Source organism: Psychroflexus salis (genome assembly GCF_014640175.1).
GTDB lineage: Bacteria > Bacteroidota > Bacteroidia > Flavobacteriales > Flavobacteriaceae > Psychroflexus > Psychroflexus salis.
The window spans coordinates 63,250-86,072 of the sequence record NZ_BMGL01000014.1; the positions used below are offsets into that span (position 1 = coordinate 63,250).

Consider the following 22,823-nt stretch of genomic DNA (forward strand, 5'->3'; position numbering starts at 1 on the left):
TTCGCTTGTGGCTTTCAAATGCGATGACTTAAAGATAATTATGAAAAGTTTAGGTCTTGCTGAAGCAAAATCTTTATTTGGTATAGCGTTCATTTAAAAATTCGTAGAGACTTTTTGCTGAAATTCTTTCATAATGTATGTATATTTGCGCTCTCAAATGAAATATCATGGCTTTAGAAAAAGAAGTAATGCAGAAGATGAAGGAAGCAATGAAAGCAAAAGACACCCTTGCTTTAGCTTCTTTGCGTTCGATTAAAAGTGAAATTTTAAAAGCAAAAACAGCTACTGGTGGTGGTGAAGAAATGACTGAAGCTGAAGAGTTGAAGTTAGTTCAAAAATTGGTAAAACAACGCAAAGATAGCGCTGCGGTTTACCAAGAGCAAAATCGACCAGACTTGGCTGAGCCTGAGTTAGCTGAAGCCAAAATTATTGAACAATTTTTACCGGAGCAATTGAGTGAAGCAGAGATTGCAGCTGAAGTGCAAAAAATAATTGCTTCAACGGGTGCAGAAAGTATGAAAGATATGGGTAAAGTAATGGGCATTGCTTCTAAAAACTTAGCAGGCAAAGCCGATGGTAAAACCATTTCGAATTTAGTGAAGAAACATTTGAGCTAAGGAAAAGTTATAATTTAGTGAGTAGTTTATTGCTGGGTGTTGTTAGTGGATTTTTTACAGCTCAGCGAATTTTAAAATAAAATTAGGCCGCGTAGTTCAACTGAATAGAATATCAGATTTCGGCTCTGAGGGTTGCAGGTTTGAATCCTGCCGCGGTCACAAATTGTTCCCAAACATAATTTTTTATGTTTGGGAATATCTTTTGTTTTCAAATGAAATTTTATCTACTTTTTGAATAGTTGGATTGTTTGGTTCGAAAACATATCAATTTTTTGTAATAGGTTTTGATTTTATGGATTAGTTTATCTTTTATTCAGTATGTTTTTCATATTCAGTTATTTTGGTTTTCAATCTATTGTTAAGGTATTCATTTTTTGCATTTAATGTTTCACTAATTAAGATTGCTTCATTTAAATAATTTCTAATTTTATCTTTTTCCCAATGTTTTGGTGGTTTTTGAAGATTTGTAATTCTGTCAGCCAATTTAACCATTCCGACTTCTTTTTCCAATTCATTAATACGGTTTAAGCTGTCAATCATTCTTTCTTTTTTGGTAGTCAAGCTTTCATCTTTAGTTAAGGCTTGAACACCTACAGCAACGCTATGTCCAAATTTATTTTCAATTTCATTGAAGCTCGTATCTGTGTCTTCAATAGTATCGTGCAATAAGGCCAATTGAATGGCAAAATTGATATCGAAATTGCTGCTATCACTATAAGCTAAAAGTATTTCCATAGCTACATTTGATAGATGTAATAAGTAGTTAGCATCAGTTCCAGGTACTTTTTGGTTTTTATGTTTTTCTCCAGCGAATTTTATAGCTTTTTGATAGATTTCTTGTGTCATTTTTGATTACTTAATCGATTAAAATATGTTTTTTCATACATGCTTTTTTATCTAAATTGGTATAAACATTTTCTTTTACAAGACGACCAACTTCTGTTTGTTGAAAGTGGTTTAGTGTATTTTAGTCCAATCCAGTACTAATTTTAATCACCTTTTTTGTGTTTATGTAGTTTTAATGATGGTGTGTTTCCTTGAGTTTTTTTATTATCTCTTTGTCGTCTGTCTGGCTTTCCCGTTGTCTTTGCAGTTCTTTTTGGTCCTGGTTTAATTCCCATAATTAGATTTATTTAGTTAATTGACTTTTATCTTTTTATGATAAACTTATGAATAACCACTAGAGCTGCTTGAATTACAATAATTTTAAAATTGTTGGTCTTGGTTAGCAACTATATGCTGACTGTTGCAATTCCCAAAACAATTGAGTACTCTAACGGAATGAAATTATTGGATATGATGCCTACAGGATATGATTTGTATTATGTAAGTGAATTATTCAGTTTGCATGGCTCTTTTGAATTGCAGCTATTTATAGTTTTAGTACATCTTTAAATTTCAATGTTTCCATTTTAGTTGAATTAATGTAAGCTTCTCTAAAGTAAAACAGTTTGTTATTCTATTTTAGAAACAAATTTATTTCGATAGAAATTTCAAGAAAAATATAAATCCATATTATTTAAAATACATAACGGTACTTTAAGGTATAGTATTGTTTTTATCTAATTCAATTAAATATTCTACTAAGTTTTGCTTGCGTTCTAGTTTCAATTTTTTCCGAAGTCGATATCTTGCTAATTCAACACCTCGATGTGTTATATTTAAAAGTTTTGCAATTTCTTTAGAGCTCATATTCATTCTAAGGAATGCAGCAAGCTTAATTTCTCTAGGAGATAGTTTAATGTTCATACTCGATAGTTTTTCAAGATAGTTGCCATGTACTTGATCAAAATGATAGGCAAACTTAGCCCAGTAATCTTCGTCTGAAAGCTCCTTATCAATTGAACTTATGATACGCTTAAGTTCTTGTACCGAGCCGCCTTTATCAATACTGGTAATTATTTTGGCTTGTATACCTTGTATAAATTCTTTATTTTTTATTAGTTGCATAGTTGTAGAAGTAAGCTGATCGTTTTTAAGATTTAGCTCAGTTTGTAATTTTTCGTTGTATAATTTATCAATTTCTTCATTTTTAACCCTAATTTCCTTTTCCTTTTCTTTTTTTATTATAGAGTTTTCTACTTTATATTTCTTTCGCTGCAAAACAGGAATTAATATTATGAATACCAAAAATAAGGTAAAGTAGCCAGTTTTAGCATACCAATTTGCATACCAAGGAGTTGATACCTGAAAAGGAAAACTTGAAACCTTACTTTCTAGGTCATAAATATTTTTTGCCTTTACTTCAAATGTATAATCACCATAAGGTAAGTGATTATAACTTTTTTCGTTTGTGTCAGTCCATTTAGACCATTTTTCATCTAAAGGTTTCAATCTGTAACTATACTTTAAGTCTTCAAATCCATCATAAAATGGAGATGCAAATTCTATTTTTACGGATTGTTTATTATTTATTTTTAGTTTTTCTTTATTTATAGGTATAGCGATTAATAAAGAATCTTCGGCTTTTGAAACTTTTACTGATCTAATTATTGTTGAAAATTTTTTTTCAATATGGTGATTTTTCTGAGGGTCATACTTAATAAATCCATCTTTAGCAGTAATAAAGACACTGTTGTTATTTACAACAGAAATATCTTGCAAATCATCGCTTATATACTTGTTAATATGTTTGAAAATTTTTGTTTTCTTATCAAAGTCACCATATTTTTTTTCATTTAAAACACCAAAATTTTGGTTTTGTATGTAATATACCGAGTTGTTTATGCCGGATACTAATTCACTAACATGCTCTTTACCTAGATAATTATCAAAAAACTGATTTGAAGAAAAATTTAAAGAATCCTTATTGAAGTTGAAAATTCCACTTTTCGATGTAAAAACCATTTTGCCATTTAAGTTGTAAGAAGTAATAAGAATATTGGATGGAAATCCATGTCGATCATCAAAATGTTCAATTTTGTTTTTATACTTCATGTTTTTATCAAATTTTATTCTGTAAACACCTCTATAGCCATGAGACATCCAAAGTGTTGTGTCATTTTCAAAAACCAAAATCCTTGAAGATTCGCTTAAGTCTGGTAAATCTTTAGTGTTTACCCATGAGTTGTTTTTTTTCTCAAAATACTTAATTCCTTTGTAATCGCCACCTAAAACAACATTTGGTTTACTTGTTTTTATTAAATTCCAAGTCCCTATATCATGTATTTTTTTTAATTCATGACCATCAATTTTAAATGCTCCTTCATGGTGATTTAAGAAAAGTTCTTTTTCAATTTGAGATATCTTATATACTTGTCCTTCAGAATCAGGAAATAGGCTAAAGTGATCTTCATTTAAAAATAAATCTGCTGTATTTGCTACAAAAAGTCCATTATTAGTTCCTAGATAAAGAGAATTATCAAAGAAATGAGCATCATAACCTGTGCCTTCTACGCCTAACTCTTCATTGATTAAGGTAAAAGGTAAACTTAGCTTTATATAATCTATACCATTATTTAAAGCTACCCATAGGTTATTAAAATTGTCTTCATAAATAGATTTTACAGTTCTATCAGATATTCCTTTATTCTTTGTTAGATGAAGTTTTTTAGAAAAATCTGAGTTAAATATTAAAAGACCATTGTTTTGTGTGCCTAATGCATAATCTCCATTTTCTAGTTGTATAGCTTCGTTCACGGTATCCGATTGTAAAAGATCTATTTTAAATTGCAAATTAGAATCTTTGAACTCAAATACTTTTCCTTTTTCACTAAGAAAATAATAACCTTGTTTATTGGGGAGAATAGCTATTAAACGCTCAATATTGTTTGTTTGAGGTAAGGCTATAAAATCTCCATCTTTATATTCAAAAATACCTTCGTTATAAAATTGACAAAATACGCGGTCTTTTACTAAAAAAGAACTTATTAAAAAACCAGGTGAATCTATTTTTTTTATTTGATTATTCGAGTAAGAAAGAAGTTTATCCTCTACATTAAAAAATATTTCATCGTCAAGTTCAAATATTTTCCAAACTTCAGAAAATTCTACATTTAAAGCATCTAACTCCTTCCGTAAAGATTTAAATTGAAGGCCCTTGCCAGTTTCCCAGAAATAGCCTATCTGATTTTGTCCTCCAACAAAAATAGTACCTTTACTATCTATCATTACAGTTCTTATTTTTGTAGCATCTGGAATATTGTATTTTTTCCACTTATTACCATCAAACTCTAATAATCCAAAATTATTCGCCACGTATAATAATCCATTTTCAGATTGATCAAATTCCCAATTTTGTATACTTCCTTGGTAATTTTCCGAAGAAAAATGTACTCTTAATGGAACACCGAATTTAGTATTTGAATTTGATTGAGAACTTACATCAAAAAACATTAAGATGAACATTGAAATAAACCAATTTGGATTCATGAGGTGTAATTATATTCTTCGAATGTATTAAATAAATTTACTAAAACCTTAAAAAATAGGGTGTGAATAAATATTTGAAAGTTTTTGATGAGTTTTAATTAACATTTATTTGAGTTTTTGATGTAGTGGCTTTTTTCTTATCAAGTGTTATTAAGCATAGTTTTGTAACAGAAATAAATTTATGATGCATTTACTACAGCGTTGTAGTTTTTATTTTAAATAATAACTTTAATAAACAAATTTGAATACCATGAAAACAATTACTTTTTTATTTCTATGTCTATTAACTGTAATGATAGGAAACAGTCAAAATTTAATTACAAATGGAGGTTTCGATGATGCTACTGGATGGACGGTTGTAAATCAATACGGAACAGATAGTACAAACGGTGAGGTATCTTTTAATGACGGTGTTGTCAACATTGGAAAGATTGACCCTACAGACGGTGGGTGGATACATATGGGATTTTACACGAGTGTAGATTTATCATCTGGCTGGTATCAATTCGATATGGAAATGGATTTTGAGAATATCAATGAAATTTGGGGAGAAGTTTATATAGGTTCTGCTGAGCCAGTTCAAAACCAAGAATATTTTGGTGACCAACAAGTACTAAAAGCTTATAATGCTTGGGATTGTACTCAAACTTACACAGGTCAAGCTGTAGCATCAGGTTGTGACGAATCTAATCCAGGATTATTTCAAATCACTAATGATGGTACCTATTACCTTCTTTTTAGATCGGGAGGAAATAATTTTGGTACTGACGGAGTAATCTTAGATAATTTTTCTCTTTTAAGTACCACGCCTCCAGACCTAGATACACTAACTGAATTCGATTTTGATTTTGAAACTCCAACTTCAATAACTTCAGAAAATTTAATATTTAATGAGGATGCTGTAAATACTGTAACCGATGGTATCAATTCCAGTGTAAATGTAGCTGAACTTGATGGCGTTAATAACGATTGGTTTTCTCAAATTAAAGTTGAAAATAGCGATGGTATAGATTTATCAACTGCCGATAGGGGATTCTCAATAAAAGTAAAAGGGCCAAGAACATCTACATTAACTATAAAAGTTGAATCTGGTGGACCAGAACATGCTGTAACTGCAGAATATACAACGCCAAATCAATGGCAGGAACTTCTATTCGATTTTACAAGTTTTACATCAACTACCAATACAAAAGTTGCTCTATTTTTTGATATTCAAACAAATTTTGATGAAACTGAAGACCCTAACCTTAATATTTTTCAAATTGATGATTATGTTTTTGGTGAGTATGCAACATTAAGTTCAAATAATTTTGAAATAGCTGGTTTAAAAATTTATCCAAATCCAACTTCACATCTTTGGAATATTTCAACAAATAATGAACAAATAACACTGATTGAAGTTTTCGACATTACTGGTAGGAAAGTATATTCTAAAAAATCACTTTCATCTATCATTCAAATTGATTCATCTACTTTTAATACAGGAGTTTACATTTTAAAGTTAAATACAGAAAAAGGTTTTACGTCTAGAAAAATAATCAAAAAATAAAAAATGAGCGCATCATTTAACTTGACATAAAATCAATTATCTCAACTTAATCAATAAACAATGATAAAATACTGTATGAATTACATAAAACAGCATGAAAAGTTTTTGTTTTTTACAACATTATTCTTTTTAAGTGTAGGTGCTTTAATGGCTCAGGTTTCTGTTTCTGGTAAAGTAGTAAATAAAGAAAATATACCCATTCCTGGCGTTAATGTTTTAATTAAAGATACAACAAAGGGAACTGAAACTGACTATGACGGTTTTTTTAATATTGAAGCAGAAATAGGAAGCATATTGGTATTTAAATACTTGGGTTTGAAAACTCAAGAAGTAACAATTACCCAAGAACAAAAAGAGTTAACTATAACATTATTAGATAATGTTGATGCTTTAGATGAAGTTGTAGTAGTAGGATATGGTAAAAAATCTAAAACAAAATTAATATCTTCTGTATCTACAATAGATGATGAGACCTTAAAGAAATTACCAGTTCCCCAGGTGAGTAATGCTCTAGAAGGCCTGGCTTCTGGTTTATTTGTTAGACAAACATCTGGTGAGCCTGGTTTTAGCGCTTCATCATTCGAGATTAGAAATTTTGGAAATGCTTTAGTAATTGTAGATGGTGCTCCTGGCGATTTAAATCAGTTAGACCCAAATGAAATTGAAGATATTTCTATTTTAAAAGATGCTGCAGCTGCTTCTGTTTACGGGGTACAAGGTGGAAATGGTGTAGTTTTAATTACTACAAGAAAAGGGGATGTTGGGAAACCCAAATTTACTTACAGTAATCAATTTACATATTCAACTTTTACTTCTTATCCTGATTTTTTCACATCAGCACAATACGCAGAAGTATTAAATGAAGGTTTAAGGAATGCAAATCAAAATCCTTTTTATACTGAAACTGAAATCGATTTATTTAGATCTGGTGAAGATCCAATTAATTATCCCAATACAGATTGGAAAGATCTAGTCTTAGAAGATTGGGGTTTTCAACAAAGACACAATATTAATTTATCTGGTGGTACAGAAAATGTAAAATATTTTGTGTCTGGAGGCTATCTAGAACAAGGTTCAAATTATAGTGCTGATGTACTAAATTTCCAACAATTTAATTTAAGAGGAAACCTTAATGCAGACGTAACAGACAACTTAAACCTTACTCTTAATCTTGCTGCAAGAAGAGGAGAGCGAGAAGCTCCAGCTTATTCTGCATTTGATATATTTAGAGAGTTAAGTCGTGCACTACCTGTAGATTTGGCTTACTATCCAGATGGTACACCAGTAAGACCAAGCTTTAGCCCTAACCACATTCAAGAAGGTTTAAGAAATTTTAATGCTGGATATTATCGCTCCACAAATAATAATATTGATGCAAAACTAACTTTACAATGGGATATTAATCAAGTTCAAGGTTTAAGTCTCAAAGCTTATGGTTCTTTGGTATACGATACTTCTTTTGATAAGGATTGGGGAAAAGGTTACGAATTATTTACTTTAAATCGCCAGACGGGAGAATATGATTCTTTTACAGCTCTTCCTGAGGGAGCATTTAGTGAAACAATTCTTCAACTTTCAACTAATTATAGTAATCATTATGTTTTAAGACCATCAATAAACTATGATAGAAAATTTGGTAATCATAGTGTTTCTGGTTTATTACTTGCTGAAATTCAAAAAATACAAGGAGAAAATTTCTCAGGAAGGCGACAAGATTTTCAATCTAGCGCTATAGATCAACTATATGCAGGTTCTTTACAAAATCAAGTTGCTGAAGGGGGCGAATTTAGAGAGAATAGATTGGGTTATGTAGGTCGTTTTAGTTACGATTTTAAATCAAAATATTTTCTAGAATCTTCTTTTAGATACGATGGTTCTTCAAGATTTGCACCTGGGAATGAATGGGGGTTTTTTCCATCAGTTTCTGCGGGTTGGAGAATCTCTGAAGAAACCTTTTTCGAACCTATTAAAGATCATTTACCTGAGTTAAAAATACGTGCTTCTGTTGGAACAGCTGGAAATGACAATACTGCTGCTTACCAATGGCTTAGTGGGTTTAACTACAGTTTCTTTTACGTAATAGGTGATGGTACTATTCCTACCATAGATAATACCGCATTAGCTAATAGAGATATTACTTGGGAAACCAATACTACTTATAATGTTGGTTTAGATACTCGTTTATTAAACGGTGATCTTCAATTTTCATTCGATTATTTTTTTAGAAAGAGAGAAAATGTATTGGCTTTTGCATCTAGAAGTGTTCCTAGTACATTAGGAGTTTCTTTAGCAGCAGAAAACTTATATGAATTCTCAAACGAAGGATTTGAATTTTCAATTAATTACAATAAAAAAGTAAATGATAATCTTAAGCTTAGCGGCCTTTTGAATTTTTCAAGATCTAGAGAAAAAGCTGTTTTCATAGATGAGAATCTTCAAGAAGATCCATTTATGAGACAAAACCTTACCATTACAGGTGGTTTTACCAATTTAAGAAGAGGATATATTTCTCAAGGACTCTTTCAGTCGCAAGAAGAAATTGATCAGTGGGCTATTCAAGATGAAAATGGAAATGCTAGCATCCAACCTGGAGACGTTAGATATCGTGATTTAAATGGCGATGGAATTATAGATGTACGTGATCAAAAGGTGTTTGGAGATGGTGATAAACCCGCTATTAATTATTCATTAAATTTAGGTGTAGAATACAAAAGATGGTCGTTATCAGTCTTGCTTACTGGAGCAGCTGGATATGACATTTATATTGATGGCGAAGCTCAAAGTCCTTTAGTAAATGGATTTAATGGATATAATTATCAATTAGATTATTGGACTCCACAAAATATTGATGCTGCTTATCCAAGAATAACCAATGGTGGTGCTAACCCAAATAATAATAGATATTCTGATTTTTGGATGCGGGATGGAAGTCACTTGAGAATTAGAAACGTTAATCTTAGCTATAGTGTTCCTAGTGTAGCAGAGAAACTTGGTGTAAACGATTTGACTGTATTCTGGACCGGTACAAATTTACACGTTTTTAAAAAATATGATGAAGATTTTGATCCACAGAACACATCATCTGTGGGGTGGTATTACCCACAAAACAAGTCATTTACTTTCGGAGTTAATTTAACATTTTAAATCATAGTTTTATGAAATCTTATTATTTATCAACTTTGCTTTTAATCTTTATCTTTATAGGATGTACAGATGATGATTTTTTAAATGAGCCACCTCTAGACCGTATTACAGAGTCAGATGTTTGGAATGATAAGGCATTAATGGATACTTACTTTTTTCAAATTTATGAAAATATGCCTTGGGATTATCTTAAAGATTTTGGCGGTGGAGCTGGTGGTGGGGCTCACCGTGATGCTTTAAGCGATATAGCTAGGAGCACTTATTCTTGGACGCCCGCAACAAATTCATTTAGACCTGGAAATTGGGGAACATCCAATAATTCATGGCCTTTAGATTGGTGGGGGTATTTCAATTTATGGAAAATCAATTATTCTATTGAAAATATAGAAAAAGCTCCAAATAATGTGTTGACCGAAGAAGAACGTAATAACCGATTAGGTGAAATGTACTATTTAAGAGCATTCTGCTATTTTGAAATGGTAAAACGATACGGTGGTGTTCCTATTATTTTGGAAGCTCAAAATCCAGATATAACTCCACAAGAGGAATTGTTTCCACCTAGAAATACAGAAAAAGAAGTGTACGACCAAATTTTAGCAGATGTACAAACAGCATTTGAGATATTGCCAGATAACTGGCCATCACAAGAAGGTAGAGCTACTAAATGGGCTGCTAAATCCTTAGAATCTAGAGCTGCTCTATATGCCGCTAGTATTGCAAAATATGGAAGTTTACAATTAGACGGCTTAGTAGGATTACCTTCATCAGAAGCTCAAACTTATTACCAAATTTCCTTAAATGCATCACAAACAATCATTTTAGAATCAGGACATTCGTTATTCATTCAGTATCCAGACCCTACAGAAAATTATACGAGACTGTTTTTAGATGAATCTGATGATGAAACTATCTTTAAGAAAATTTGGATACCCTTTGAAAAAGGACATTCTTATGATTTACGAAATGTTCCATACAGCTATAGATTAGATTGGGGTTCTAGCATGTCTCCCACAAAACAGTTTGTTGATAGTTATGAAGTTTTAAGCTCTGGTTTATTACCTAGCGAGCCAGGTTCTGGTTATGATGAGACAAACCCATGGGAAAATAGAGACCCTAGACTAAAAGCAACCATTATAACAAATAACGATGTGTTTCAAGGGGCACCAGTAGAAATTTGGTATGGCACAGAAAGAGATGGCAACATAGACACAGGGAATGGTACAGGTATTGGTAAAGACGGTTTAGGTGTTCATCCTGATGCAACAAAAACAGGATTTTATGTTAGAAAGTATCTTGAGGACGGTTCAAACCCTTTATTTATTCCTCAATATTATTCTGGTCAAGATTGTATTATTTTTAGATTAGGTGAAATTTATCTTAATGCTGCCGAAGCTGCTATTGAACTCGGAAATGAAGGCTTAGCTAGAGATTATATCCAACCAGTTAGAGAAAGAGCTGGATTAACTCAAAACTTAAGGTTAGAGCCATTTTCTGGTAATGAATTAAGAGATAGAATTCGTAATGAACGAAAACTAGAGCTTGCCTTTGAAGACCACAGATATTGGGATGTAAGAAGATGGCGAATAGCAGAGGAAGCATTAAGTATTCAAGTAGAAGGTGTTAGAACTTTGAGAGTAATCACTCCATCAGGAGAAGAAACTTTTATATATGAAACTTTTGATGCTGAGGAAAATCCAATGAATTTCTTCGAAAGACATTATTACATGCCAATAGGCCAAGACCGAAGAAATAATAATGATAAACTTATTGAAAACCCTGGCTACTAGTTTTAATTGATTTTTATAGCTATACAATAATTAAGTAGTTATTAAAAACTAATTTTTTAAAAATGAAATAATGAAAACGAAAAAAATTATAAAACACTCCCTTTTAATCGGTATTTTCATGCTTATATCAGGTTGTAATGATGACGATATGATTTTTCCTGCGCCTACAGCAGAAGATGCTACATTTACTTTTTCTATAGACCCTAATAATCCAAATATTGTCAATTTTAGTGCTACTGAGAGCAACAATAATTGGTACACGCACTGGGATTTTGGTAATAACTCATCTGCTGAAGGATACCAAACAAGCAAAGTCTTCCTTAAAGCAGGAGACTATAATGTAAGATTTAAAGTATTTACCAGAGGAGGTTCAGCAGAAAGCATACAAACTATTGTTATTAATCAAGATTTTGAAGGACCAAATGTGTTATTAAATGGAGAATTTAATGGAAGTGATGAGTGGACTATCTTACCCATTTCAGATGGCCTTGATGTCAACTTTACTGGTGACAAAGCAGTTTGGACTGGTGGTGCAGGTGGTCATGTCGGCATCTATCAACCCGTGCATGTAGAAGCTAATGTACCTTATCAAATAGATATGGAAGTATCAGGCGATGGACTTACAGACTCATGGTATGAAGTATATATAGGTGCAGAAACACCTATACCAGGTCAAGATTATACTGATGGCGGAATGCGTTTAGGACTAAACACCTGGGCTGGATGTGGTAATGAAGCTTTTGACAATTCTCTCACAGAAATTAGCTGTGTTGGTGAAGGTAATGGTCTAGTAGAGTTTGATTTTACAGGCACTGTTTATTTGGTTATACGAGGCGGTGGAGCTGATTATGGTTCTGGCTTGTCTTTAGATAATGCTTCTATGACTCCACTAGTACCTGGTGTTGAATATACACCTCCATTATTTCTACCAACTGCCGATTTCACCTATAGTGTTACAGATCTTACCGTAGATTTTACAAATACATCAACTAATGCAGATAGCTATTCATGGGATTTTGGTGATGGTCTCGGTACTTCAACTGAAGAAAACCCAAGTTATACTTATGCCAGTGAAGGTGTTTATCCGGTAACCCTAATCGCTACAAATAGCGATGGTTCAACTGAATCTACCAGAAATGTAACTTTTGCGCCAAACCTTATTGTAAATGGAGATTTTGATGACGATTCAGCATGGAATATTATTCAACATAATGGGTCCGGAAACGGCGTTGTAACGATTGCGAATGGTGTGGCAGTATTTGATGAAATAACAGATATACCATCTGGTTCCTGGGGTAATGAAGCACATGTTGGCATAAACCAGGCGGTATCTATTGATGAAGCCGGAGATTATGCTTTGGACATGTTTATAACCACGAACGGAATAAATGAACTTTGGTTTGAAGTTTGGGTGGGAACAGACGCACCAACAGCCGGAGTTGATTATAATGAAAACCAGGGTGCTACCAGAGTTTTAAATGTAAATTCCTGGGATTGTGGCAATACAGTGACCTATTCCGGGTCCATGGCTGCAACGGGTTGTACTGGTGTAGATGGCACTATTTCACTCGATGCCGGCACCTACTACGTGGTGATACGAAGTGGTGGTTTTACTTTTGGTGAAGGTGGTGTCATAATTGATAATGTTTCATTCGTAAAGACCAATTGATAGAACAACATATCAATTAAGATAATTAAATGATTATTATTTGTGTTAGTTAGCTACTAAACTGTTTTACTGGTCATCTTAAGGCCAGTAAAAATTTCAGAAAGACCACATTTAAAATGTTGATAAGAATTCAACTTATAAAAAAAGTAAAATGAAAAAAATTATAGTACTACTTGCAATTCTTGCTATGCCAATTACATCCTGGAGTCAAGGTCTTGTAGCCCAAGGAACAGAAATTGTAAATGCAAACGGAGACCCCGTATTATTAAGAGGATATGGTCCTGGTGGTTGGCAAATCATGGAAGGCTATATGATGCAAACATCAGGCTTTGCTGGTGCACAGCATGAAATCAAAGAAAAGTTAATCGAATTGATGGGAGAAGCCAATACTGAAACTTTTTTTGCTAAATGGAGAGAAAATCATTTTACACAACGCGATGTAGATTCTTTAGCAGCATGGGGTTTCAATAGTATTCGTATTCCTATGCATTACAACCTGTTTACGCTTCCTATAGAAGACGAACCTATTCCTGGAGAAAACACATGGATAGAAACCGGTTTTGAACTAATTGATGATGTACTTGAATGGGCTGCTCCTCATGATATTTATGTCATATTAGATATGCATGCAACTCCAGGTGGACAAGGTGCTGGTTCAGAAATAAACGATTATAACCCGGATAAACCTTCCTTATGGGAAAGCCAAGAAAACAGAGATAAACTCGTTGCGCTTTGGACGAGAATTGCAGACAGATATAAAGACAACGAGTGGATTGGTGGCTACGACCTTATCAATGAAACCCATTGGGATTTAGGTCCTCAAAATGCACTGTTAAGAGAAATATATGAAGATATTACTGAAGGCATCAGAGGTGTGGGAGATAACCATATTCTTTATATTGAAGGAAATTCCTATGCCAACGATCATACGGGCTTAACACCACCGTGGGATGATAATCTAGTGTATAGTTTCCACAAATATTGGAGTTTCAATAATGAGAATGATGTAGATTGGATTACCCCTTTAAGAGATACACACAATGTACCGCTTTGGATGGGTGAATCTGGTGAAAACTCTAATACATGGTACACCGACGCCGTAAGGCTTTTTGAAGACAATAACATTGGCTGGGCCTGGTGGTCATTTCGTAAAATTGGGAATGTAAACAGCCCTTATGCAATAGACATTAACCCTGGGTATCAAGCTATTCTTGATTACTGGCAGGGTAATGGCCCTCAACCCACGCCAACTGAAGCTTTTGATGCCATGATGCAACTAGCGGATAACCTATTAGTTGAAAATAGCAAGCATAGAAAAGATGTACCTGACGCCTTAATCCGACAAGTGCAAACAGACGAAACTATCCCCTATCATGGAAGTCCTTCTGTAATTCCTGGACTTATTTATTTTTCTGATTACGATTTAGGGAAATTAAACCATGCTTACTACGATACTGTGAATGCCACTTATCATCTTTCAAACGGTAGTTTTACTGCATGGAACAGTGGCTGGTCTTACCGAAATGACGGTGTCGATATCGAAAGAAATGACGATAGTGTTAATAGTAATGGTTTCCATGTTGGCTTTGTCAATCAAGGTGAATGGATGAAGTACACCGTAGATATTGACCAAACTGCTGTTTATAAAGCAAAAGTTAGATTGGCGACTGAACAATCCGGAGGTGAATTCTTTCTTTCCTTAAATGATGAAGAAATCACTACAACTCAAGTAGTAACTGCGACTGGAGGCTGGACACAATTTATAACCTATGAAATTGATGATATAATATTACCACAAGGTGAACATAGCTTAAAACTTCACATCAATAATGATACGCCCGTCAATCTCAGTAGTATTGAATTTGAGTTAACGGGTAATATTGATGCGCTTGCATTAAATGCTCTGAATGGTAAAACCGGTGAAGACGAACAATCTGTAGAAATTGCTATCAGCGAATCTGTTCTAGCAACGTCATTAAACGGATCTTTAGATCAGTTTTCAGTAAATGTAAATGGTGAAGATAGAACTGTAACTGCTGTTGAAGCTCATCCTACAAAAGACAGAACAGTTGTGCTCACAGTTGAAGGTTTTTTAATTACAGGAGATGAAATTTTAGCCAGTTATTCAGGTAACTCCGTCCAATCTGAATCGAATAAAACATTAAACACATTTACAGATTTATTCATCAACAATGTTAGTCCTAACCGATTTGTAATCCCGACTTTAATTGAAGTTGAAGACTACGATTACATGATAGGCATGAATTTAGAAGACACCACTGATGAAGGCGGTGGACAAAACTTTGGCTTCACCGATCTTGGCGATTACGCCGATTATTCCATCTTTGTTCCGGAAACAGGCTTATACGGTATTAAATTTAGAGTTGCTTCATTATTTAGCGAAGGACAAATCGGTTTATACACGGTAGATGAAAATGATGTGGAAACAGAGTTAGTTGTAATCGACACGCCAATAACCAATGGATGGCAAACCTGGGAAACAGTTTCAGATAATCTGTTTATTGAAGAAGGTCCGCATAAATTAAGAATGAAAGTTCTTGCTGGAGGTTTTAATTTCAATTGGTTTGAATTTGATTTTCCAGACAGCGATGGTGATGGAGTCCCTGATTATTTAGATGATTGTCCCAATACACCAGAAAATGCAATAGTTGATGTAAATGGTTGTGAGATTTTTAATGTACCAGCAGATAATTATGCCATAGTTGTTTCAAGTGAAAGATGTCGTACTGAAGATAATGGTCGGATTTCTTTAACTGCACTAGAAAATTTTGATTATACCGCAGTGCTCAGTGGAGAAGATACTTCGATAACTGAAAACTTCACTACTGAACTAAATTTTGAAAATTTATCGGCAGGAACTTATACCCTTTGCATCACCATTAGCAATCAACCTGACTATGAACAATGCTTCACGCTAGTTGTCAACCAACCTGATGAATTGATTGTAACTTCAGGGCGGCCAACTAATTCAGCAGAATCCAAAATAAACATATCCTTGAGTGGTGCATCGCTTTACTATATTACCTTGAATAATGAAACCTTTATTACAGAACAAAATGAAATTGAATTGCAACTTACAGAAGGTATAAACGAGTTAAGTGTAAAAACAGATACCGACTGCCAAGGAATTTTCAAAAAAACTTTTGTTTACGATATAGCCCCTTCGGTATATCCAAATCCGTTTCAAAATACCTTGTTTGTTATACCTAACACAAAAGACCTTGAAAGTTTACCCGTTGAAATTTATGATCTGACAGGAAAATTGATTTTTAGCAAGAGTTATAACACTAAGGATAATCAATTGAACCTTAACTTGTCCAGTTTGTCAAACGGCATTTTTGTCTTAAAAGTAATTACAAAACAGAAAACATATAATTTTAAAATTGTAAAGCAATGAAAAAATTCATCAAAATAATTTCAATATGCTTCATTAGCAACATTATCATTTTATCTTGTAGTAATGATGATGATGCTGTAGGAAACAATATAGAACCACCTTCAGCAGCAACGCTTATTTTTCCTGAAAACAATACGGTTTGCAATGAAGGCACAATTGTCTCCGAAACAGAAACAGAAGTTTTATTTCAATGGCAAGTAGCAGCTAATACTAATTCTTATGTATTGAAAGTAAATAATTTAAATGAAGGTACGTCAAGAAATATAAGTACATTGGCAACTGAATTTGCATTACGTATACCAAGAGGAACACCTTTTTCTTGGTCTGTAACATCACTTGCTTCTAGTGGAAATATAAGTGCCGAAAGTGAAGTATGGAGTTTTTATAACGCAGGTATTCCGGTAGAGAATCATGCTCCATTTCCAGCAACAGCCGTTTATCCACAGTCAGGTTCAAGTGTAAATCAAGGCACAATTTCGTTGGAATGGCAAGCATCCGATGTAGATAATGATATATCATCCTATACCATACTTTTTGATACCGTAAATCCTCCTGCTTCAGAAGTTGGCACAGCGAGCAACACCACATTAGAAGTATCTGTATCCTCTGGATTGGTGTATTATTGGCGTATAATAACAACCGATGAAGCTGGAAATACATCCACTTCACAAGTTTTTCAATTTACTGTAAATTAAAAAAATCAGATTAAATCAACCAAACCATTAAATCTCAAAATTATGAGAAGAATATACTATTGCTTTACATTTTTAGCAATTAGCCTAATTTCATGTAAATCAGAAGATAAAAAAGATGCAACCAATACCCTTAACGAGTCAACTGTTTGGGAAGTAGATTTTTTAGATGAATTCGATACATTTAATCTACAAAATTGGCAAGATCAACGCATTTGGGTAAATAACGAAACCCATTGCTATGTCCCGAATGGAGAATTTGGCACAAGGGAAGTAAGCGATGGAACGTTAAAACTGAAAGTAGTTAAATTGGACACAGTCTATCCATGCGATAATCTGGATAAATTTGGAAAACAGCATCTGGACACCAAATATGTAGCTGGGCGAATAGCTTCAAAAAACAAAAAAGAATTTGTAAAAGGCAAATGGACAGCAAGGCTTAAACTTTCTAGCAGTGGCGAGCCTAGTATGTTTCCAGCTTGGTGGCTTTTAGGATCAAAAAACAACGAACCACCTGTTCAGGAAGAAGATGAAAATATATGCTGGCCCATAACAGGCTCAGGTGAAATTGACATTTTTGAACACCATGGTGACCATCACAAAGATCGTTTTACAACTGGTGCTATAAAAAGTTTAGGAGAATGTGACAAAGGAGATTGGTGGACATTGCGAAAAGATTTCCCCGTCACTTTAACAGAATACCATGAATATTCAGTTGAATGGGAAAATAGCGACCTTGTATATCGGGTAGATGGAGAAGAAATTTACCGCAATCCTGGTCAAGGTGATGCGTATCCAGAACCCATGTTTGCCATTTTAAATTTTGCCAAAATCACCGATAATCCAATGGAAAGTAACAAATGGGTTATGGAAGTAGATTGGGTAAAACATGAATACCGAAAATAAACAGAATAGCACCTAAAAGCTCATTTTTTCAAGGCTAAATTAAAATTTTAGAGGAAAATATTTTGAGCATATGCAATTTTAAAATAGCATAATCGGCGTCTATAAATATTGATGTTTAGAACATTTTACACTATTTCATCTATATATAAACATAAAACATGAAATACATTTTACCATTTATTAGCGATTATAATTTTACTATACCCAAATTTAAATACTTCCATTTATGAACATTCTACAACGCAGAAACTTCATGCTAGTTGCACTTTTAGTTTTTCTACTTTCATGTAAAAAATCAAAAGTTAACGAAACAGAATCAACTGATATTAATCCAGTTGAAACTACTGAAAATGATAGAGACAAAACGCTAGTAGTATATACTACCGCTATGGATACAGACTTAAGGTTAACTAAAACAGCAGAGCAAAGCTTTGTGGATAAGGTGCAAGCCTTAGAAACAGATGTTGCAGTTTTCGTTAATCCAGAAAAAACCTTTCAAGAATTTTTAGGCATTGGTGGTGCAATTACCGATGCTTCTTCTGAAGTGTTTGTAACCTTAGATGAAGCTACACAAAATCAATTACTTCAATCCTTATACGGAAAAGATGGAATAGGATATAACATCATACGAACCAGTATACATAGTAGCGATTTTGGTTTAGGAAGCCATACGTATATTGAAGAAGGAGATGCCGATTTGAAAACCTTTTCAATTGAAAAAGATAAAGAAAAACGAATTCCATTTATCAAACAAGCTATGGATTTAATTGGTGAAGATTTAGTGTTTTACGCCAGTCCTTGGAGTCCGCCGGCTTTTATGAAAACAAATAATAATATGCTTCAAGGAGGAAAGTTACTTCCTGAATATCGTCAGGCTTGGGCAAATTATTATGTCAAATTTATCAACGCCTACGAAGCCGAAGGAATTCCTGTTTGGGGATTGACCATTCAAAATGAACCCATGGCTGTACAACGATGGGAGTCATGTATTTATACTTCTGAAGAAGAACGTGATTTTTTGAAAAATTATTTAGGACCAACACTTGAAAGAGCAGGTATGGGCGATAAAAACATAGTGGTATGGGATCATAACAGAGATTTGATGTCAGATAGAGCCAACACCATTTTTGAAGACCCTGATGCTTCAAAATATGCATGGGGAATCGGTTTTCACTGGTATGAAACCTGGACGGGTGGCCTACCTAAATACGACAATTTAAAAAACATCAACGAATCTTTTCCTTCCAAAAACATGTTGTTTACCGAGGGTTGCCAGGAAGGCTTTGACATAGAAAAAATGTTTTATTGGCCAAATGCAGAGCGCTATGGTAATTCTATAATAAACGACTTTAATAGCGGGGTGGTGGGCTGGACAGATTGGAACATTTTACTCGATGAACGCGGAGGACCGAATCATGTTGAAAATTTTTGCTTTGCTCCTATTCATGCTGATACAAAAAAAGGGCAATTGATATACACACCAACCTATTACTACATCGGTCATTTTTCTAAATTTATACAACCTGGCGCGTTGCGAGTTAGTACAACAACGAGTAGAAGTACAATCGAAAGTACGAGCTTTAAAAATAAAAATGGAAATATGGTTACCGTTGTAATGAATCCTACTAATAAAAAAGTGGTCTATAAATTAGTTGTTGGACAAATTGAAACGCAACTACAAATCCAGCCGAGAGCAATGCAAACCATAGTTTATTAAATTAGAAATATAATAAGTTATTAAAAATGAAAAAATCATATACTGTTTACATCAGTTTTATAGTTGCTTTAGGTGGCTTTTTATTGGGCTTTGATAGTGCGGTAATTTCTGGAGCTGTGGGCGGCATAAATGATTATTTTGAGATGACCGACTGGGAGCTTGGTTTTTCTGTAGGCTGTGTAATTTTTGGCGCAATGGCAGGTAATATATCGGCAGGGCCACTAAGTGATCGCTTTGGAAGAAAAAAAATGCTCATTGCTACTGCCGTTCTCTTTACCATTTCGGCTTTATGGTCTGCTTTAGCTACAGCATATATTCCATTTATTTTGGCAAGAATTATCGGAGGAATTGGGATAGGCGGAGCAATCTTAATTGCTCCTATCTATATTGCCGAAATAGCACCTCCTAAATTAAGAGGTAGTTTAGTGTCCTTAAATCAATTGAATATTGTTTTAGGTATTTCGGTCGCCTATTTTTCTAATTATTTTTTAAAAGATATAGCAGGCGAGAGTTGGCGTTGGATGCTTGGTGTGGAAACCATTCCTGCATTTATTTATTTTTTAGCTCTTTTTTCGATTCCAAGAAGCCCACGATGGATTATTCAAAAATTGAATTTGGTATCCGTTGCAGAACAAACGCTGATTAAAATTGGAGGTCCAGATTATGCCGTTACGACCATTGATAGCATTTTAAAAGGCATAGCCAAAAAAGAACCTAATGCAAAGTTGTCTGATTTGTTTACTAAACGTCTTCGAAACATCATGATTATTGCTTTTGGAATTGCTTTTTTTCAACAAATCACAGGAATTAATGCCATTTTTTATTATGCTCCAACCATTTTTGAACAAGCAGGTGGTGGTACAGATGCTTCTTTTTTACAAGCGATTGTCGTTGGATTAACCAATTTGGTATTTACTATTGTAGCCATTCGACTTATTGATCGTATGGGTAGAAAACCTTTGCTGATTATAGGTACAGCAGCTATGAGTATTGCTCTTTTTATGGTTACTTTAGCTTTTAACAATGCGACCTATGAATTAAGCTCTGCAAACTTGCAGAAATTAGACAACGAAAAAATGAAGACTTCTTTAGTCTCTCTAGAGGGCATGACCTTCACTTCTCAAACGCTGTTGTTTGACGAATTGACGCCTATATTAAATGAAGATCAATTGCTTGATTTTAAACGAAACGAGGTGAAAAAATTCATTGCCATCAATGCAACTCTCGTACTCATCGCAATACTTTTATATGTTGCTGCTTTTGCTATTTCGTTGGGTCCTGTAATGTGGACGTTATTGTCAGAAATATTTCCAAGTAATGTAAAAGGGGTTGCCATTTCTGTGGTTGGATTTTTTAATTCATTAGTGAGTTATTCGGTTACTCAGTTTTTTCCTTGGGAGCTTACCAATATAGGACCTACATTAACTTTTGGCATTTATGCTGGTATGGGAATGTTGTCATTATGGTTTGTAATCAAATATATTGTCGAAACCAAAGGGAAATCCTTGGAAGAAGTAGAGGAATTATTGATTACAAATTAATTTAATGCTTAAGTGTTCAATTTTTTATGTTTGGGAATATTTTTTTAATCCCTATTTTTCAAAATCACATATTGAACAACATAACTTGCTTAATATCATTTACTAAGTTAGAAGTATCGGTGTTTTGGGTCACTAAAAGTCTCACCTCTGTGAGACTTTTTTGTTTTATATAATGAACTGTTATAAATATTATATTCAAAAATAGTAAACAAATATCATGTTGGATAGAGCATCCCGACCAAAAGTCGGGACGGTCAAAGGTTCAAATTTCCGATACTCAGAACAGGCGCTGTCGCGATCACAAAAAAAAGTCTTAGCTTTACTAAGGATTTCTTAGTTTATGAACTGTTATACATACATATTATATTCAAAACTATTAGACAAATACCATGTTGGGTACACTAACATATTGATAGAAGAACGTCTAAAAAAACACAACACCAACCACAAAGGTTTTACTAGCAAAGCTAATGATTGGGTAGTTGTGTATGTTGAAGTATTTGATTCAAAAAATGAAGCTTACGCACGCGAAAGAGAAATCAAAGCTAAAAAGTCAAGAAAGTATATCGAAAAACTGATAGCTGGATAGCGCAGATTCGAATTTTTGATACTCTAAACAGACGATATCAAAATAACCTGATAATCAAATAGTTACAGTAATGAAGCTCTTTTTTTATTTATGTTTGTAACACATTTGTGACACAAATTGTGTTTTTTAAAACTACCAAAAAGTTAGAGTTTTAGATTTTTACTTGTTCTATTTTTATTAAAAATAAAATCACTAGGCTGCCATACCTTCAATAAAAGTATTGATGAAGTTGTTGATTTTGTCTATTATTCTAGGAATGCTTTTTTTACGAACTAAAATAGATTGTTTTTCTTTCATGGCTTTGCGGACTTTTTCACGTAATGCTGGAACTTCATCAGCAAATAGTTTTTCTTCTATTATTTTTTCTACCTTAGTTTGTTTGAGATTTTCTTCTTCACATAACTGAAAAAAAGCTTTTCGCTGTTCTTTACTCCAATACGCATCAAAAGCATCTTGAACACTAGCCACTTTATTGCCTACTAGTTGTTCGTCAATGAATTTTTCTATGAGTTCTTTTTTGCTTCGCAAGTCGATATCACCCGATAACAAATCTGAAACTTGTTGTCGTTTCTTTTGTTGCTCTTCAGTATCATCATTATCATTGATTTGATCTAAAAGATTTAAAATGTAAGCTACATTTACTTCATCTTTATGCATTAACTCAATTTCGAAGTCAATATCATTTAAAATGGATGCTTTTTCAACTTCAGATTGTTCTTTGGTTTTTTCGTATAAATCAAGGTATTTACTCTTGTAATCTTCAAAAGTTTGCTCATCCATTTCCAAATCTTCAAAATCGAAATCTGAAAATGTACTTAAGGCA

The 22,823-nt window shown here is 33.5% G+C and carries 15 protein-coding genes and 1 tRNA gene; 12 read left to right on the forward strand and 4 right to left on the reverse strand.

Annotated features, from left to right (window positions below; genetic code table 11):
• Positions 1 to 167: 167 nt before the first annotated feature.
• Together IEV63_RS11825 and IEV63_RS11830 are read left to right on the forward strand one after the other, a co-directional pair.
• Positions 168 to 617 (forward strand): GatB/YqeY domain-containing protein, encoded by a 450-nt coding sequence (locus IEV63_RS11825; RefSeq protein ID WP_188407024.1) that lies wholly within the window; start codon positions 168 to 170, stop codon positions 615 to 617.
• 85 nt (positions 618 to 702) lie between these two features.
• Positions 703 to 776 (forward strand) — tRNA-Arg (locus tag IEV63_RS11830).
• Positions 777 to 926: 150 nt separating this feature from the next.
• Here IEV63_RS11830 and IEV63_RS11835 read toward each other — a convergent pair.
• From IEV63_RS11835 to IEV63_RS11840, 3 genes are all read right to left on the reverse strand, one after another.
• Entirely contained in the window at positions 927 to 1,463 is a 537-nt protein-coding gene (locus IEV63_RS11835; RefSeq protein ID WP_188407025.1) for an HD domain-containing protein, read from the reverse strand.
• A 143-nt stretch (positions 1,464 to 1,606) separates the two neighbouring features.
• A complete protein-coding gene (locus IEV63_RS13080) occupies positions 1,607 to 1,738 on the reverse strand; it encodes a hypothetical protein (protein ID WP_262890066.1) in 132 nt (43 codons plus the stop codon).
• A gap of 418 nt (positions 1,739 to 2,156) precedes the next feature.
• On the reverse strand, positions 2,157 to 4,988 hold the full coding sequence (locus IEV63_RS11840) for a triple tyrosine motif-containing protein (protein ID WP_188407026.1): 2,832 nt from the start codon (positions 4,986 to 4,988) through the stop codon (positions 2,157 to 2,159).
• A 250-nt stretch (positions 4,989 to 5,238) separates the two neighbouring features.
• On the opposite strand from IEV63_RS11840, the gene IEV63_RS11845 reads away from it, so the two are divergent.
• The 10 genes from IEV63_RS11845 (at position 5,239) to IEV63_RS11890 (ending at position 22,000) form a co-directional block, all read left to right on the forward strand.
• Positions 5,239 to 6,537, forward strand: coding sequence for a T9SS type A sorting domain-containing protein (locus IEV63_RS11845; RefSeq protein ID WP_188407027.1), 1,299 nt, complete (start codon positions 5,239 to 5,241; stop codon positions 6,535 to 6,537).
• 75 nt (positions 6,538 to 6,612) lie between these two features.
• Entirely contained in the window at positions 6,613 to 9,681 is a 3,069-nt protein-coding gene (locus IEV63_RS11850) for a SusC/RagA family TonB-linked outer membrane protein (protein WP_229737247.1), read from the forward strand.
• 11 nt (positions 9,682 to 9,692) lie between these two features.
• Positions 9,693 to 11,468, forward strand: coding sequence for a RagB/SusD family nutrient uptake outer membrane protein (locus tag IEV63_RS11855; RefSeq protein ID WP_188407029.1), 1,776 nt, complete (start codon positions 9,693 to 9,695; stop codon positions 11,466 to 11,468).
• 70 nt (positions 11,469 to 11,538) lie between these two features.
• Entirely contained in the window at positions 11,539 to 13,137 is a 1,599-nt protein-coding gene (locus IEV63_RS13025) for a PKD domain-containing protein (protein WP_229737248.1), read from the forward strand.
• A gap of 151 nt (positions 13,138 to 13,288) precedes the next feature.
• Entirely contained in the window at positions 13,289 to 16,555 is a 3,267-nt protein-coding gene (locus tag IEV63_RS11865) for a carbohydrate-binding protein (RefSeq protein WP_188407030.1), read from the forward strand.
• Positions 16,552 to 17,250, forward strand: a complete 699-nt coding sequence (locus IEV63_RS11870; protein WP_229737249.1) for a hypothetical protein — start codon at positions 16,552 to 16,554, stop codon at positions 17,248 to 17,250. Before IEV63_RS11865 ends, IEV63_RS11870 begins: the two co-directional genes overlap by 4 nt.
• Before the next feature lie 42 nt (positions 17,251 to 17,292).
• The gene (locus tag IEV63_RS11875) at positions 17,293 to 18,153 is read left to right on the forward strand and encodes a glycoside hydrolase family 16 protein (protein ID WP_188407031.1); all 861 of its coding nucleotides are present in this window, start codon (positions 17,293 to 17,295) and stop codon (positions 18,151 to 18,153) included.
• A 226-nt stretch (positions 18,154 to 18,379) separates the two neighbouring features.
• Positions 18,380 to 19,870 carry a glycoside hydrolase family 30 protein gene (locus IEV63_RS11880; protein ID WP_188407032.1) on the forward strand — a complete coding sequence of 497 codons (1,491 nt, stop codon included), beginning with the start codon at positions 18,380 to 18,382 and terminating at the stop codon, positions 19,868 to 19,870.
• A 26-nt stretch (positions 19,871 to 19,896) separates the two neighbouring features.
• Positions 19,897 to 21,411: a sugar porter family MFS transporter gene (locus IEV63_RS11885; RefSeq protein WP_188407033.1), complete on the forward strand. Its 1,515-nt coding sequence runs from the start codon at positions 19,897 to 19,899 to the stop codon at positions 21,409 to 21,411.
• Between the two features lie 340 nt (positions 21,412 to 21,751).
• Positions 21,752 to 22,000, forward strand: coding sequence for a GIY-YIG nuclease family protein (locus IEV63_RS11890; RefSeq protein WP_188407034.1), 249 nt, complete (start codon positions 21,752 to 21,754; stop codon positions 21,998 to 22,000).
• A gap of 192 nt (positions 22,001 to 22,192) precedes the next feature.
• Here the strand turns inward: IEV63_RS11890 and IEV63_RS11895 are convergent.
• The coding region (locus IEV63_RS11895; RefSeq protein WP_444544430.1) for a type I restriction endonuclease subunit R, EcoR124 family at positions 22,193 to 22,823 on the reverse strand (631 nt) is incomplete at its 5' end.

Bases quoted from the DNA above. Each gene is read 5' to 3' on its own strand.
- IEV63_RS11825 (WP_188407024.1), top strand. From the start codon at position 168: ATGGCTTTAGAAAAAGAAGTAATGCAGAAGATGAAGGAAGCAATGAAA.
- IEV63_RS11835 (WP_188407025.1), bottom strand. From the start codon at position 1,463: ATGACACAAGAAATCTATCAAAAAGCTATAAAATTCGCTGGAGAAAAA.
- IEV63_RS13080 (WP_262890066.1), bottom strand. From the start codon at position 1,738: ATGGGAATTAAACCAGGACCAAAAAGAACTGCAAAGACAACGGGAAAG.
- IEV63_RS11840 (WP_188407026.1), bottom strand. From the start codon at position 4,988: ATGAATCCAAATTGGTTTATTTCAATGTTCATCTTAATGTTTTTTGAT.
- IEV63_RS11845 (WP_188407027.1), top strand. From the start codon at position 5,239: ATGAAAACAATTACTTTTTTATTTCTATGTCTATTAACTGTAATGATA.
- IEV63_RS11850 (WP_229737247.1), top strand. From the start codon at position 6,613: ATGAATTACATAAAACAGCATGAAAAGTTTTTGTTTTTTACAACATTA.
- IEV63_RS11855 (WP_188407029.1), top strand. From the start codon at position 9,693: ATGAAATCTTATTATTTATCAACTTTGCTTTTAATCTTTATCTTTATA.
- IEV63_RS13025 (WP_229737248.1), top strand. From the start codon at position 11,539: ATGAAAACGAAAAAAATTATAAAACACTCCCTTTTAATCGGTATTTTC.
- IEV63_RS11865 (WP_188407030.1), top strand. From the start codon at position 13,289: ATGAAAAAAATTATAGTACTACTTGCAATTCTTGCTATGCCAATTACA.
- IEV63_RS11870 (WP_229737249.1), top strand. From the start codon at position 16,552: ATGAAAAAATTCATCAAAATAATTTCAATATGCTTCATTAGCAACATT.
- IEV63_RS11875 (WP_188407031.1), top strand. From the start codon at position 17,293: ATGAGAAGAATATACTATTGCTTTACATTTTTAGCAATTAGCCTAATT.
- IEV63_RS11880 (WP_188407032.1), top strand. From the start codon at position 18,380: ATGAACATTCTACAACGCAGAAACTTCATGCTAGTTGCACTTTTAGTT.
- IEV63_RS11885 (WP_188407033.1), top strand. From the start codon at position 19,897: ATGAAAAAATCATATACTGTTTACATCAGTTTTATAGTTGCTTTAGGT.
- IEV63_RS11890 (WP_188407034.1), top strand. From the start codon at position 21,752: ATGAACTGTTATACATACATATTATATTCAAAACTATTAGACAAATAC.